General features: G+C 70.5%; 13 protein-coding genes. 4 read left to right on the forward strand and 9 right to left on the reverse strand.

The features are described 5' to 3' along the window. Positions 1-4: 4 nt before the first annotated feature. The 5 genes from ACH34R_RS16920 to ACH34R_RS16940 form a co-directional block, all read right to left on the reverse strand. Positions 5-904 carry a branched-chain amino acid ABC transporter permease gene (locus ACH34R_RS16920; protein WP_397562370.1) on the reverse strand — a complete coding sequence of 300 codons (900 nt, stop codon included), beginning with the start codon at positions 902-904 and terminating at the stop codon, positions 5-7. A gap of 11 nt (positions 905-915) precedes the next feature. Continuing rightward, positions 916-1731, reverse strand: a complete 816-nt coding sequence (locus tag ACH34R_RS16925; protein ID WP_397562371.1) for an ABC transporter ATP-binding protein — start codon at positions 1729-1731, stop codon at positions 916-918. Then, entirely contained in the window at positions 1728-2531 is an 804-nt protein-coding gene (locus tag ACH34R_RS16930; RefSeq protein ID WP_397562372.1) for an ABC transporter ATP-binding protein, read from the reverse strand. Before ACH34R_RS16930 ends, ACH34R_RS16925 begins: the two co-directional genes overlap by 4 nt. Further along, positions 2528-3790, reverse strand: a complete 1263-nt coding sequence (locus tag ACH34R_RS16935; RefSeq protein ID WP_397562373.1) for an ABC transporter substrate-binding protein — start codon at positions 3788-3790, stop codon at positions 2528-2530. The genes ACH34R_RS16930 and ACH34R_RS16935 overlap by 4 nt, the downstream gene beginning before the upstream one ends. A gap of 240 nt (positions 3791-4030) precedes the next feature. Continuing rightward, positions 4031-4684 carry a peroxiredoxin-like family protein gene (locus ACH34R_RS16940; protein ID WP_397562374.1) on the reverse strand — a complete coding sequence of 218 codons (654 nt, stop codon included), beginning with the start codon at positions 4682-4684 and terminating at the stop codon, positions 4031-4033. A gap of 178 nt (positions 4685-4862) precedes the next feature. Between ACH34R_RS16940 and ACH34R_RS16945 the strand changes: the two genes are divergently transcribed. Genes ACH34R_RS16945 through ACH34R_RS16955 form a run of 3 tightly spaced genes read left to right on the forward strand, consistent with a single transcriptional unit; the run spans position 4863 to position 8073 of the window. Next, positions 4863-6005, forward strand: a complete 1143-nt coding sequence (locus tag ACH34R_RS16945) for an alpha/beta hydrolase (RefSeq protein ID WP_397562375.1) — start codon at positions 4863-4865, stop codon at positions 6003-6005. After that, a complete protein-coding gene (locus ACH34R_RS16950; RefSeq protein WP_397562376.1) occupies positions 6002-7087 on the forward strand; it encodes a mandelate racemase/muconate lactonizing enzyme family protein in 1086 nt (361 codons plus the stop codon). Before ACH34R_RS16945 ends, ACH34R_RS16950 begins: the two co-directional genes overlap by 4 nt. 29 nt (positions 7088-7116) lie before the next feature. Further along, positions 7117-8073, forward strand: a complete 957-nt coding sequence (locus ACH34R_RS16955) for an MBL fold metallo-hydrolase (protein ID WP_397562377.1) — start codon at positions 7117-7119, stop codon at positions 8071-8073. A 16-nt stretch (positions 8074-8089) separates the two neighbouring features. Here the strand turns inward: ACH34R_RS16955 and ACH34R_RS16960 are convergent, their stop codons facing one another. From ACH34R_RS16960 to ACH34R_RS16970, 3 genes are read right to left on the reverse strand one after another with little or no spacing between them, the layout of a single operon-like run. After that, positions 8090-9070 (reverse strand): ABC transporter substrate-binding protein, encoded by a 981-nt coding sequence (locus ACH34R_RS16960; RefSeq protein WP_397562378.1) that lies wholly within the window; start codon positions 9068-9070, stop codon positions 8090-8092. Positions 9071-9087: 17 nt separating this feature from the next. Beyond that, the gene (locus ACH34R_RS16965; protein ID WP_397562379.1) at positions 9088-9849 is read right to left on the reverse strand and encodes an amino acid ABC transporter ATP-binding protein; all 762 of its coding nucleotides are present in this window, start codon (positions 9847-9849) and stop codon (positions 9088-9090) included. After that, a complete protein-coding gene (locus ACH34R_RS16970; RefSeq protein WP_397562380.1) occupies positions 9846-10712 on the reverse strand; it encodes an amino acid ABC transporter permease in 867 nt (288 codons plus the stop codon). The genes ACH34R_RS16965 and ACH34R_RS16970 overlap by 4 nt, the downstream gene beginning before the upstream one ends. Before the next feature lie 326 nt (positions 10713-11038). Between ACH34R_RS16970 and ACH34R_RS16975 the strand changes: the two genes are divergently transcribed. Continuing rightward, positions 11039-11950 (forward strand): S1C family serine protease, encoded by a 912-nt coding sequence (locus ACH34R_RS16975; RefSeq protein WP_397562381.1) that lies wholly within the window; start codon positions 11039-11041, stop codon positions 11948-11950. Here ACH34R_RS16975 and ACH34R_RS16980 read toward each other — a convergent pair. Next, complete coding sequence (locus ACH34R_RS16980) at positions 11939-13306, reverse strand: glycosyltransferase family 4 protein (protein WP_397562382.1); 1368 nt, start codon at positions 13304-13306, stop codon at positions 11939-11941. The two genes, ACH34R_RS16975 and ACH34R_RS16980, sit on opposite strands and share 12 nt — an antisense overlap. Between the last annotated feature and the right edge of the window lie 199 nt (positions 13307-13505).

Below are 13505 nucleotides of genomic sequence, written 5' to 3' on the forward strand. Positions count from 1 at the left end.
CGCCTTAAACACGGACGGCCTCCCGTATCCCGAACAGCCCGGCGGGCCTGGCCAGCAGTACCACCAGCATCAGCACGTACGGCGCGGCCTCCTCGAAGCCCTGGCCGAGGAAGGCCAGATGCTCGCCGTACCCGCGGACCAGGACCTCGCTCAGCCCGACCAGCAGCCCGCCGGCGATGGCACCGGTGGTGGAGTCCAGCCCGCCGATGATCGCCGCGGGCAGCGCGCGCAGCGCCACGGCCTCGACCGAGGTGTCCAGCCCCGGGCTCGGATAGGCCACGATGAACAGGCCCGCGCACACCGCCAGCGCCCCGGCCACGGCCCACGCCGTCGCCGACACCCGGCCGAGCCGGATGCCCATCAGCGAGGCCGTCTCCGGGTCCTCGGCCGTGGCCCGCATCGCCACGCCGAAGTCGCTGCGGTGCAGCCACAACTGGAACAGCACCAGCAGCAGCGCGCTGACGACCAGCGCGGCGATCCGCGCCTCGGCCACGCCGATGCCCAGGAACCGCACCACGTCGTTGCCCCACGGGTCGCCGGTGGTGAGGATCTGCGAGCCGATCCGCCGGTCGACCTCGGTCAGCAGCACCACGTCCACGCCGATGGTCATGATGCTCGCCGCGACCACCGCCTGCGTCCTGCGGAACCTGGCGACCAGCACCCGGTCGACCAGCACGGCCAGGACCGCGGCGGCGGCCACGCCCAGCGGAAGCGCCACCCAGAACGACAGCCCGTGCAGGCTGTAGGCGCTGGCCGTCACGTACGTGCCGAACATCAGCAGGCTGGGCTGGGCGAAGTTGACCACGCTGGACGATTTGTAGATGACGACGATGCCCAGGGCGACGAGCGCGTAGACGGCACCGAGTGACGCGCCCTCCACCAGCATCGAGAGAAGTTGTGCCATGAAACCGGCTCCTAGGATGGCGGCTGGGACTCGGAACGTGCCTTTTGCGCGGCGCCGGCCCGGCCGAGGTAGGCGGCGATGACCGCTTCGTCGGCGGTCACCCGGCCGGGCGGTCCGGTGGTCACGACCTGGCCGAAGTCCAGCACGGTGACCTGTTCGGAGATGCCCATCACCAGTCCCATGTCGTGTTCGACCAAAAGGACGGTGATCTGCCGCTCGGCGGCGATCCGGCGGATGGTGTCGCGGACCTCGACCTTCTCGTGGGTGTGCATGCCGGCGGCCGGCTCGTCGAGCAGCAGCAGCCGCGGCTCGGTTGCCAGGGCGCGCGCGATGTCCACCCGCTTGGCCTCGCCGTAGGGGAGTTCGGCGGCGGGCAGCGCGAGCAGGTGGTCCACGCCGAGGAACTCGGCGACCTCGCGCACCTTGGCCCTGGCCTCCCGCTCGGAGCGGCGGGCGTACGGCAGGCGCAGCCCGGCGGCGAACACCCCGCCCCTGCCCAGCCGGTGCCGGCCGAGCAGCAGGTTCTCCTCCACGGTCAGCCCGGCGAACATGGACGCGTTCTGGAACGCCCGGCCGACGCCCAGAGCCGTCACCCGGTGCGGCGCGAGCCCGATCAGCTCGCTGCCGTCCACCCGCACGCTGCCCTTGGCGGGCTTGTAGATCCCGGACAGCACGTTGAAAAGGGATGACTTGCCCGCGCCGTTGGGGCCGATGACCGCGTGGATCGTGCCGGGCTCGGCGGTGAAGGTGACCCCGGAAAGCGCCGTCACCCCGGCGAACCGGACCGTGACGTCGCTGACCTGCAAGCGGGCGCCGGGCGCGGTCATGGCATGCCTCCTCGAACGTCGCCGGGGATGGTGGCGGCGATCTCCTCGTCGGGTTCCCCGCCCAGGTACAGGCGGCGCACCCGGTCATCGCCGCGCAGGCGCTCGGCCGGGCCCTCGATCGCCACCTCGCCCACCGCCAGGACATAGGCGTGGTCGGCCAGCTCCAGGGCGACCGCCGCGTTCTGCTCGACGACCAGCATCGCCGTTCCCTGGCCATGGATCTCGCGCAGCAGGTCCACGATCCGGTCGATGATCTTGGGGGCGAGGCCCAGCGACGGCTCGTCCAGCAGCAGCAGCCGGGGCTCGGCCATCAGAGCGCGCCCGATGGCCAGCATCTGCTGCTCGCCGCCGGACAGCAGGCCCGCGGCCTGGCTGCGGCGCTCGCCGAGCACGGGGAACAGGTCGTACACCCGTTCCAGGTCGCCGGGCCGTTTGCCCTTCGGGTTGCCGTACCGGCCCGCGCGGAGGTTCTCCTGGACGGTGAGATGGGCGAAGACCCGGCGTCCCTCGGGGACCTGCACGATGCCGGACTTGACCCGGCGCTCGGCGCCCACGCCGTCGATGCGCTCCCCGGCGAACCTGATCTCGCCGCCGGTCATCCGCCCGGCCTGGCGGGTCAGCACCCCGGAGATCGCGCGCAGCAGCGTGGACTTGCCGGCGCCGTTGCTGCCGAGCACGGCCACGATGCCGCCCTGCGGGACGTCCACGCTGACGTCTCGCAGGGCGGTCACCGCGTCCCCGTAGCGCACCCCGAGGCCGCGCACCGACAGCAGCGGCTCGTCAGTACCCCGTCCGGTCATCGTGCCTGGTACTTCGCCGTGTCCGGGCCGGTGTAGCCGCTCTTGACCAGCTCCAGGCCGCCCTGGGCGCCCTTGGACGGCTTCAGGATGAAGGTTTTGGTGGACGGCGAGACGCCCGGCTTGGAGAAGTCCAGCGGCACGGTGGTCTGCTGGGTGTCGTAGGAGCCCTTCTGCCGGAACGCCTTGGACAGGCCCTCCCTGCTGAGGTCCTTGTTCTCGCACGCCTGGGTGATGGCCTGGTCCATCACGCTGGCCGCCGCGTAGCCGAGGGTCACCCACAGGCTGGGGGTGATCGACTTCTCGCCGGACTTGGCGTACAGGTTCCTGACCTGCTCCGGGCCGGCGCCCTCACCGGCGAACGGCGCGGCCGAGCCGACCACGAGCATGTTCTTCTCCATGGCCGTGCCCGCGCCGGTGGTCAGCGACTCGGGGGAGAAGCCCGGGGCGGCGGCCACGATCGGCACGTCCAGGCCCTCCACGTCGGCGACGGCCGCCGCAGAGGAGACCTGGCGTCCGGACGCGCTCACGAACAGCGCCTTGACGCCCGCGTCGGCCATCCGCTTGACCTGCCCGGAAAGGTCGCTGACCGTCGGGTCGATCTGCTGGCCGACCACGGAGATGCCGTTGGCCTCGGCGGCGAAGGTGGCCCCCGCCAGGCCGGGCTCTCCGTAGTCGCCCTTGAGGTAGATGTAACCGATCTTGTCGCCCTTGGCCAGCTTCTTCTCCTCGATCAGGTAGCCGACCGCGTTCACCATCTCGATGTCGTAGGTGGTGCCGGGGATGATGATGGACTCGCTGTCCTTGACGCTGGGGGACCAGCCCATGGACACCGCGAGCACCTTGTCCTGCTCCAGCTTGGGCAGCACGGCCAGGGTGGTCGGCGAGCCCACGGTGATCTGCAGGGCCAGGACCTGCTGGGACATGTCCGAGTACAGCGACACCGCCTTCTGCGGGTCATAGCCGTGGTCGCGGGTCACCAGGTTGACCTTGCGGCCGTCGCAGACGCCGCCCGCGGCGTTCTTGGCGTCCCAGTAGAGTTTCACTCCCAGGTTCTGCTGCTTGTCGATCGCGGCGAACGGCCCGGTGATGTCGGTGAGCAGACCCAGGTTGATGGTGGAGCCGTCCACACCGGGCCCCGTGGGCATGCCACCGGAGCCCTCAGCGCTGGTCTCGGCCTTGGTGGAGCAGGCGGCCACGGTGGTGATTGCGAGAGTGGCCGCGCTCAGCGCGGCGGCCATACGGAGCGTGCGGGATGGCATGCGTCCCCTTTCGTACCGGTACGGGTCGGCGTCCCGTCGGAGACGCGTGGCCGCGGGGCAGTAGAGATCACGAGGTGGTCGTGGGGAGAGAGCAACCTGCAACCGATATTCGGTCACACTGTGCGACTATCGTGCTGTGACCTATCTGGCGTGTCAAGAGGATGGCCAAATGGCAACAGGAATGATGCGGGGGCGGCGAAACGGCCGTTTAGCCGCCCCCCGGGGAGTGGGGAAGGAAGGTCAGTCGGCGGCGCGGATCTCGCGCACGGCTCGCAGGGCTTCGCCGGGTTCCATCCGGGTCCGGTAGTTCATCGTCACGTGCCGGGCCCGCACGATGCCCGTTGAGTCCAGCACGAACGTCGCGGGCACCGGCAGGCTCCACCGGCCGTCGGGCTGCTGGCGGGCGAGCGCGGCGGCGGTGGCGTCCAGCAGATGCGGTTTGATCTTCTCGGGCAGCTCGAACTTCACCCGGTAGGCCGCCATCACCTCCTGCTCGGCGTCGGACAGCACGTCATAGGCCAGGTCGTGCTTCTCCTGCATGGACAGCGCGTCATCCGGCAACTGGGGGCTCACCGCCATCAGCCGCGCCCCCGCCTCCTGGAACTCGTGCAGAACCGCCTGGTAGGCGGCCAGTTCAAGGTTGCAGTACGGGCACCACGAGCCGCGATAGAAGATCACGACGACCGGCCCCTCCGCGAGCCGGTCGGAAAGCCGTATTTTGGATCCCAGCGCGTTGGGCAGCACGAAGTCGGGGGCCTTCTCTCCGATCTCCAGCCCCGGGACGAGGCCGGCGGCCTCGATCTCGGCGAACGCCTCGTTGATGGCCTGCTTGGCCTCCTCGGGCCGCTGTACCGACGCGGCCTTGGCGGCGAGGATCTCGTTGAGCGATTGCACGGCACCATCTCCTTAACCGTTATCCGGTTGCCGTATTCGTAGTTCGAGCGCTTGTGTTAGGCGCATCCTCGGAAGCCACCCGGGCCACTGTCAAGACGCCAGGGGGTGCGCTAGGGTGAACGTTACCGATATATGGTGAGCTTAACCGTTAATCGAACGCAGGTGAGGTGGTCGGAACATGGCTGAGCGGGAGCTGCTCACCGTCCCCATCGGGACGGCGGCCGCGGCCTCGGAGGTCTACTCCGGGGTGGCGCGGATGGCCGGGGTCTTGTGGTGCTCGCGGGTACGCGCGCACCCCGGACGGCGCGCCGACACCGCCGTGGTGGTGGTCCACCCCTCCTCCAACTTCCTCGGCCACTACGCGCTCGGCGCATGGGCCGAGCGTGGCGTGGACGCGGTGGCCATGACGACCCGCTACCTCGGCAACGACTCGGTGCTGCTGCTGGAGAACTGCGTACTCGACATCGCCTCCGTCATCACCCACCTGCGCGCCGAGGGATACGAGAAGGTCGTCCTGGTCGGCAACTCCGGCGGCGGCGGCCTGGTCGCCCTCTACCAGGAGCAGGCCCGCCACCCCAGCATCACCGCCGCCCCCTACGGCGGCGGCCCCGACCTCACCAAGGCCCACCTGCCGCCGGCCGACGCCCTGGTCATGCTGATGGCCCACCCCGGCCGGGCCAACCTGCTGGTCGAATGGCTCGACCCCGCGGCACGCGATGAGGACGACCCCTTCGATCGCGACCCCGAGCTGGACATGTTCGCCGCGCACAACGGCCCCCCGTACGCGGAGGAATGGCTGGCCCGCTACCGCGCCGCGCAGCGGGCGCGCAACGAGCGGATCACCGACTCGGTGATCGCCAAGCTGTACGAGCTGGCCGAGCGTGGCGACGGCAAGGTCACCGACCTGCCCATCAGAATCCACGCCACCTGCGCCGACCCGCGCAACGTGGACCTGTCCATCGACCCGTCCGACCGTGCGCCCGGCACCCTGTGGGGCGAGCCGTACGAGGCGAACCTGCGGCCCACCACCCTCGGCCACCTGACCAGCCTGCGCTCCTGGCTGTCACAGTGGTCCATCCGCACCTCGCACGGCGACGGCCCGGCCCGGCTCGCGTCCGTGGACGTCCCCGTCCACGTCATCTACGGCACCGCCGACCAGGCGTGCTTCCCCTCCCACGCCCGCCAGTTGCACGACGCGGTCCCGCACGACAACAAACTGCTCACCGCGGTGGAGGGCGGCCGTCACTACCTCAACGGCCAGCCCGAACTCACCGCCGTCATGGCCGACGCCCTGATCGGCTGGATCGGGAAGGTCCTGTGAGCCGCCCGACGATCACCGGCCTGAGCACGTCCTGGGTGCGCGTCCCGCTCGGCGCGGGGCGCGGCGGCTCCGGCGCCACCCAGGTCGACCTGCTGCACGTCACCCTCACCGACGACGAAGGCGCCACCGGCACCGGCTTCACCTACGCCCTGACCGGAGGCGCCGAGGCGCTGTACGCCCTGCTCACCGGCCTGATCAAGGAGAAGGCCGAGGGCACCGAGCTGGACGCCTGGCCGCGCCGCTGGCACGAGATCGCCGCCGCGACCCGCAGGCTGGGCAAGGGCGTGGCGCTGCCCGCGCTGTCGGCCGCCGACATCGCCGTATGGGACCTGCGCGCCCGCCGCGCCGGCCTGCCCCTCTACCGGTTCATCGGCGCGCACACCGACACCGTCCCGGTGTACGGCAGCGGTCGCTCCACCCACGCGATGTCTGTGGACGAGCTGATCGAAGGCTCGCGCACGTACGTCGCCGAGGGCTACGACGCGGTGAAGCTGCGGGTGGGCGCCCGGCGCGCGGAGGAGGACGTGGCCCGGGTACGGGCCGTGCGCGAGGCCCTGGGCGACGACCTGCGGATCATGGTGGACTGCAACGAGCGCCTGGACCTGCCCACCGCCGTGTGGCTCGGCCGCCGCCTGGACGACCTCGGCGTCTACTGGATGGAAGAGCCGCTGCCCGCCGATGACCTGGCAGGGCACGCCCAGCTCGCCACCCGCCAGGGCGTCCCCATCGCGGTCGGCGAGCACCTGCACGGCCGCCACGACTTCGCGCACTACCTGCGCGAGGGCGCCGCGTCCGTGCTTCAGCCCGACGTGCCGCTGTGCGGCGGCGTCACCGAGTGGCTGCGGATCAGCGCGGTGGCCGAGGTGTTCGGCGCCGTGCTCACCCCGCACTTCCTGCCGGAACTGCACGTCAACCTGGCGGCGGCCGTCCCCAACTGCGCCTACATCGAGCACTTCCCGCTGATCGACGAGGTGCTCACCGAGACGCTGCCGATCAGCGGAGGCGTGGCGGCACCGCCGGACCGCCCCGGCCACGGCATGCTGTGGGACACCGCCGCGCTGGACCGCCTGCGGCACGCCTGAGCAACCACCACAAAGACGAGGAGCACACAGTGTCCAAGCCATTCGCCTCCACCGCCGACACCGCGGAAAAGCCCGAGATCCTGGAGGTCCTGGCCGACGGCGTGTACGCCCTGACCACGGGCGGCGACCCCAACGTGGGCGCCATTGAGGGAGAGGACTTCCTGGTCTGCTTCGAGGCCCGCGCCACCCCGGTGATGGCCAGGCGCTGGCTTGAGCAGTTGCGCGAGCACACCGACAAGCCGGTCAGGTACCTGGTCCTTTCGCACTACCACGCGGTACGCGTGCTCGGCGCCGCCGGATTCGACGCGCAGGAGATCATCACGCACACCGAGACCCGGCGGCTCATCACCGAGCGCGGCAAGGAGGACTGGGACGTCGAGTTCGGCCGGATGCCGCGGCTGTTCACCGGCCACGAGACCATCCCCGGCCTCACCTGGCCCACCGTCACCTTCGACGACCACCTGTCGATCGAGCTGGGCGGCGACCGCGGCACCGTCGAACTGGCCTGGGCCGGCAACGGGCACACCTCCGGCGACATCTACGCCTACGTGCCCAAGTCCAAGGTCCTGTTCGCCGGAGACCTGGTGGAGAACGGCTCGGCCGTCTACACCGGCGACGCCTACCACCAGGAGTGGATGACCACCACGCTCGACCGGGTCAAGGCGCTCGACGTGGACATCCTCGTCGGCGGCCGGGGCGAGATCGCGCACGACCGCGCCGCCTCCCAGCGCGCCATCGAGCTGACCCGGGAATTCCTCAGCACCTTGATGGGCGCGGTGCAGAAGATCAAGACGCGCGGCGGCACGGTCGAGCAGGCATATGTAGCGGCCCGCGAGGCCCTGCTGCCCGTCTACGGCGGCATGCCGGTGTTCGAGCACGCCATGGTCTTCGACACCTGGCGCGCCTGGGAGGAACTCGACGGAAGCGGTCCGGGCATCTGGACCCCGCAGCGCGACCGCGAGGTCTGGGACCGCCTGACCGGCTGAAGATGGCGCGGGCCGCTCAGGGCGTCTGGCGGGGCAGGCCGGGCGGGTTGATCTCCGACTTGGGGATCGCCTCGTTGGCCAGCCCCCAGCGGTCGAGCACCTGCGCGTACTTCCCGTTCTTGATGACGGTGGCCAGCGCCTCCTGCAGCGGCCCGACCAGCCCGTTGTCCTTCTTGGTCATGGCCGCGATGAGCCCCTGCAGGTCCGGCCCGGCCCCGGACAACGTGCCCACCAGCCGGGAGTCGCCGCTGACGGCGATGTTGTAGGCGAGCGTCGGATTCGGCCCGAAGTACGCCTGGACCCGGCCGGACTTCAGCGCCAGCAGCACATCGCCGTACTTCTCGTAGTAAAGGATCTCCGCGGGCTTGCGGCCGGCCGCCTTGTTCTGCCGGTCCCAGTCCAGCAGCACCTTCTCCTGGTTGGTGCCGGCGCCGACCGAGACGCGCAGCCCGGCGATGTCGGCGGGCTCGGCGATCTTCTTGATCGGGCTGCTCGCGGCGACCTGCCAGGCGAGCTGGTCGATCCGGTAGGTGGCGAAGTCGTAGATGTCCTTGCGCTCCTCGGTGACGGTGACGTTGTTGAACACCGCCTCGTACTTGCCGGACTTCGCCGCCAGGAACAGGTTCTCCCAGGAGGTGTTCTCCGGGGCCAGCTCCAGGCCGAGCACGTCGGCCACGAGCTGGGCGATGTCGGTCTCCACCCCGATCACCGTGGTGTCGTCGGTGGCCGGGAACACCAGGGGCGGGGTGCCCTCGCCGTTGAAGCCGACGGTGAGCCTGCCGTCGGCGGCGATGTCCTTGGGCACCTTGGCCGCGATGGCGGCGACCTTCTCGGCGCGGATCCGGTTCTGCTCGGGACCGAGGTTGATCGCCTTCCCGGACACCTCGGGGGCGGCGCCGGCCAGGGACTGGACGGTGGGCTCGGCGCCGCACGCGACGGCCGCGGCGAGGAGCATGAGCGCGGGCACGGCGAAGACCCGGGCGGGCGGTGTGCGCATGTGTCGTTCCTTCTGCTTCAGAGGACCTTGCCGATGAAGGCGCGGGTACGGGCGTGGACGGGGGAGTCGAGCACCTGGGCGGGCGGGCCGATCTCGACGACCCGCCCGGCGTCCATGAAGGCCACGGTGTCGGCCACCTCGCGGGCGAAGCCGATCTCGTGGGTGACCACGATCATCGTGGTCCCGCCGCGGGCCAGGTCCTTGATCACGTCCAGGACCTCGCCCACCAGCTCGGGGTCGAGCGCGGAGGTCGGTTCGTCGAACAGCAGCAGCCTGGGGGACAGCGCCAGCGCCCTGGCGATGGCCACGCGCTGCTGCTGCCCGCCCGAAAGCGTCCCCGGGTAGGCGTCGGCCTTGTCGGCCAGGCCGACCCGCGCCAGCAGCCGCTCGATCAGCGGCTCGACCTCCGAGCGCGGCCGGCGCTGGGCCGAAAGCGGCGCCTCCATCAGGTTCTGCCGCACCGTGAGGTGGGGGAACAGGTTGAACGCCTGGAAGACGAACCCGATCTGGGTGCGCTGGCGCAGTACCTCGCGCTCGGGCAGCTCGTGCAGCCGATCGCCGACCTGCCGGTACCCCAGCAGCCGCCCGCCGACCCGGACCGACCCGCTGTCCACCTTCTCCAGGTGGTTGATCGTGCGCAGCAGCGTGGACTTGCCCGATCCGGAGGGGCCGAGGATCACCAGAACCTGCCCCTTGTTCACGTCCAGGTCCACGCCGCGCAGCACGTGCAGCGTGCCGAAGCTCTTGTGCACGCCGCGCAGTTCCACCACGGGGCTCATCGGCGTCCTCTTCCGTAGTGGCGTTCGATGTAGTACTGGACGATCGACAAGACGGTGGTCAGCGCCAGGTACCAGATCGCCGCGACCAGCAGCAGGGCCATCACCCGGCCGTTGCGGTTGTAGATCACCTGCACCTGGTAGAACAGCTCGGGCAGCGCCATGATGTAGACCACCGAGGTGCCCTTCACCAGGCCGATGATCTCGTTGCCGGCGTTCGGCACGATGGTCCGCATGGCCTGCGGCAAGATGATCCGGAACAACCGCCGCGCCCGAGGCAGCCCCAGCGCCGCCGCCGCCTCCCGCTGCCCGGGATCGACCGACAGCAGGCCGCCGCGGACGATCTCGGCGGCGTAGGCGGCCTGGTGCAGGGCCAGCCCGAGCGCCGCCGCGGTCAGCGGCGCGATCAGGTCCATCGTGCCGAAGTCGAAGAACTCCGGCCCGAACGGCACGCCGACCGACAGCCGGGGATACAGCAGTGCCAGGTTGTACCAGAACAGCAGTTGCAAGATGAGCGGCACCGACCGGAACAGCCACACGTACCCCCAGGCCACCCAGGACAGCAGCCGGTTCTCCGAGAGCCGCATCAGCGCCAGGACCGTGCCCAGCGCGAAGCCGAGCCCGATGCCCAGCGCGGTCAGTTGGAGCGTGACCAGTACCGACCGCAGCACCGAAGGCGCGAACAGGTACAGCCGCACGACGTCCCACTCCCAGGCGGGATTGGTGATGAGGGCGCTGGCGACCATCGCCAGCGCCACGAGCACACCGGCCGCGGCCACCCACCGCAGCGGGCGCCGGGCCGTCACCACCGCCAAGGGCCGCTCCGGCTCTTGGAGGGAGGGCGTCTTCACCTCGGACAGCGTCACGAGGGGCCTCCAGTTGGGATCACGAAACTCGCTCCTCAGCGCGGAGAACTAGGGTGCCGACCGGGATCTCGTGATCAGTGACACGCACGGACGACGTGGCCGCGGTGAACGCGCGGGCGTCTGGTCAGGTTCGCGGCCTGGCTCATGACCATGAAGCTACGAGCCCGTCCCAGTAAAGTCAATATTTCCTACTTGATAACTAGGTTTTCGGTTGAGTCGGACGCCGAGTCGGGCTCTGTCCCGCACGCGGGAATGTCCGACGCGATACATCGCTTGAGGGGTAATGATGTAAGCAGACCTGTGTCGATTCCCCCAGGAGGGCGGACATGGACGCCTACTCCCAGATCGTCTCCTCCGTCGCCGCCCGGTTGCTGCCCAAGGTCGCCGGTCTGCGCACCGAGCGGGGCAGCGGCTCGGCGGTGGTGTTCACCAGCGACGGGTTCATGCTGACCAACGCTCACGTGGTGGGCAGGTCCCGGGCGGGGACCATCGCATTCGCCGACGGCACCTCGGGCGACTTCGAGGTGGTCGGGACCGACCCGCTGTCGGACCTGGCCGTGGTGCGGGCCGAAGGCGCCACGCCCGAGCCCGCGGTGCTCGGCGACAGCGACGGCCTGGTCGTCGGGCAGTTGGTGGTGGCGGTCGGCAATCCGCTCGGGCTGACCGGCTCGGTGACCGCCGGCGTGGTGTCGGCGCTCGGCCGGTCGCTGCCCGCGCGCAGCGGCTCGGCCGTACGCCTGATCGAGGACGTCATCCAGACCGACGCGGCGCTCAACCCCGGCAACTCCGGCGGCGCGCTGGCCGACGCCGAGGGCAAGGTGGTCGGGATCAACACCGCGGTGGCCGGCGTCGGGCTGGGGCTGGCCGTGCCGGTGAACACCACCACGCGTTCGATCATCGCCACCCTGATGCGCGACGGCCGGGTCCGCCGCGCCTACCTCGGGCTGGTCACCTCGCCCGCGCCGCTGCCCGACCACCTGCACCGCCGTACCGGACGGAGTACGGCGCTGCGGGTGATGGAGGTGGTGCCGGGCAGCCCGGCCGTACGGGCCGGGCTGCGCGCGGGCGACCTGGTACTGAACGCCGGAGGGCGGGCGGTCGATGACGCGCAGAGCCTGCAACGGCTGATGTTCGCCGAGGCCATCGGCCGCCCGTTGCCGATCACCGTGCTGCGCAACGGCGCCCTGGTGGACGTGATCGCCGAGCCGGTGGAACTGGGGCCGCTGTCACAGCTCTGAGGCGGCGGGCCCGGCCGGCAGCCGCGGCCGGGGCCGGCCCGCGCCGGACAGCGGCTCGGGCCGGGGCTGCTCGGCCGCCGCCGCGCCGGGCTCGTGACCGAGGTCAGGGGCGGCGGCGGCCCTGCGCTTGTCGAGCAGCTTGACCAGCAGCTCCTCCCACTGCTCGCCGATCACCGAGCCGTCGTACTTCTGCACCGTCGCCAGGGCGGCCCGGCCGAGGCGGCGGCGCAGCTCCTCGTCCTCGATGACCTCGCACAGCCGCTCGGCCAGGGTCTCGGGGGTGCGCGGCTTGACCATCAGCGCGTCGTGCCGGTCGGTCAGCATCTCGCGCGGCCCGTGCGGGGAGTCGAAGCTGACGATGGCCAGGCCCTTGCTCATCGCCTCCAGGATCGTCAGGGAGAAGCCCTCGTGCCGGGAGGTCATCGCGAAGATCGACGCCTCCTGCAACGCCGGGCCGACATCGGAGACCGGACCCATCAGGAACGCGCTGTCGCTCAACCCGCGATCACGGATGTCGGCGGCGAGATTGTCCTGCTGGTTGCCCGCGCCGTAGATGCGCAACGTCCAGTCCGGATGGGCGGCGGCGACCTGCTCCCAGGCGGCCAGCAGCTTGTGGAAGCCCTTGACCCTGGTCAACCGGCCCAACGCCACGACGGTCTTGCTCGTGAGCGTGGACGGCCCGCCGGACAGCGGCGGCAGCGAGTTGGGGATGCGGGTCAGCACCCGCGGCTTGCGGCGCAGCGCCGTACGGTAGTCGGAAAGGTCGGCCTTGGTCAGGGCGACCAGCGCGTCCAGCCGGGGGTAACGCCGTTTGAGCAGCGCCTGCACGGGCTCGGCGTGGCTGCTGAGGCCGACGTGCTCCTGCCCGATGGTGATGGCCCCCGGGTGGGTGAAGCGGGCGGTGACGAGGTTGAGGCCCGGCCGGGTGGCGATCACGACGCCGGACGTCTGCCTGCGCAGGTAACGGACCAGGAGCAGGTCGGTCCACAAGGTGAAGCGGTGGGCGGCGGCCTCCTCCTTCGGGATCAGCCTGCTCGGCCTGCTCGACAGCAGGCGGCGCAGCGGCCCCCCCGGGCCATCGCCCAGGCGATCGTCGAGGTAGCTGATCCGGACCCCCTCCGGAATGGCGAAGAAGGGCTCCTCCGCCTCGCGCAGAACGCTGACGATCTCGACGTTGTGCGTGGTGGCGAGCTGCCCCGCCAGGTTGATGACCGTCCTGATGGTCCCGCCCATGCCGTTGGCGTGTAGCAGCAGAATCCGGATGTCGCGAATCTGCGGCGGCGGGGCCTTTCGCGCCCGGCGCCTGTCGGCCGCCTCCAGCAGACGTACCGCCCCCCGCGCAATAGCTTTGCGCACAGCCGGAAACCCCCTCTTCTCATGGACCACCGCGTCCCCCTTCCGGTACACGGCGGGCTGAAACATCAGCCGGAGGTGATTTCCGTATCACCACCGTCCTACCGAAACCCGAAATGCCGGACTAGAACGAGAAACCCCCGAACCGTCCTGCGACCCATTAGACGCTTTGCAGTAGGGAAAACGTTGCTTTGCCGTCACA

The organism is Spongiactinospora sp. 9N601 (assembly GCF_044326295.1).
GTDB classification, from domain to species: Bacteria; Actinomycetota; Actinomycetes; order Streptosporangiales; family Streptosporangiaceae; genus Spongiactinospora; species Spongiactinospora gelatinilytica.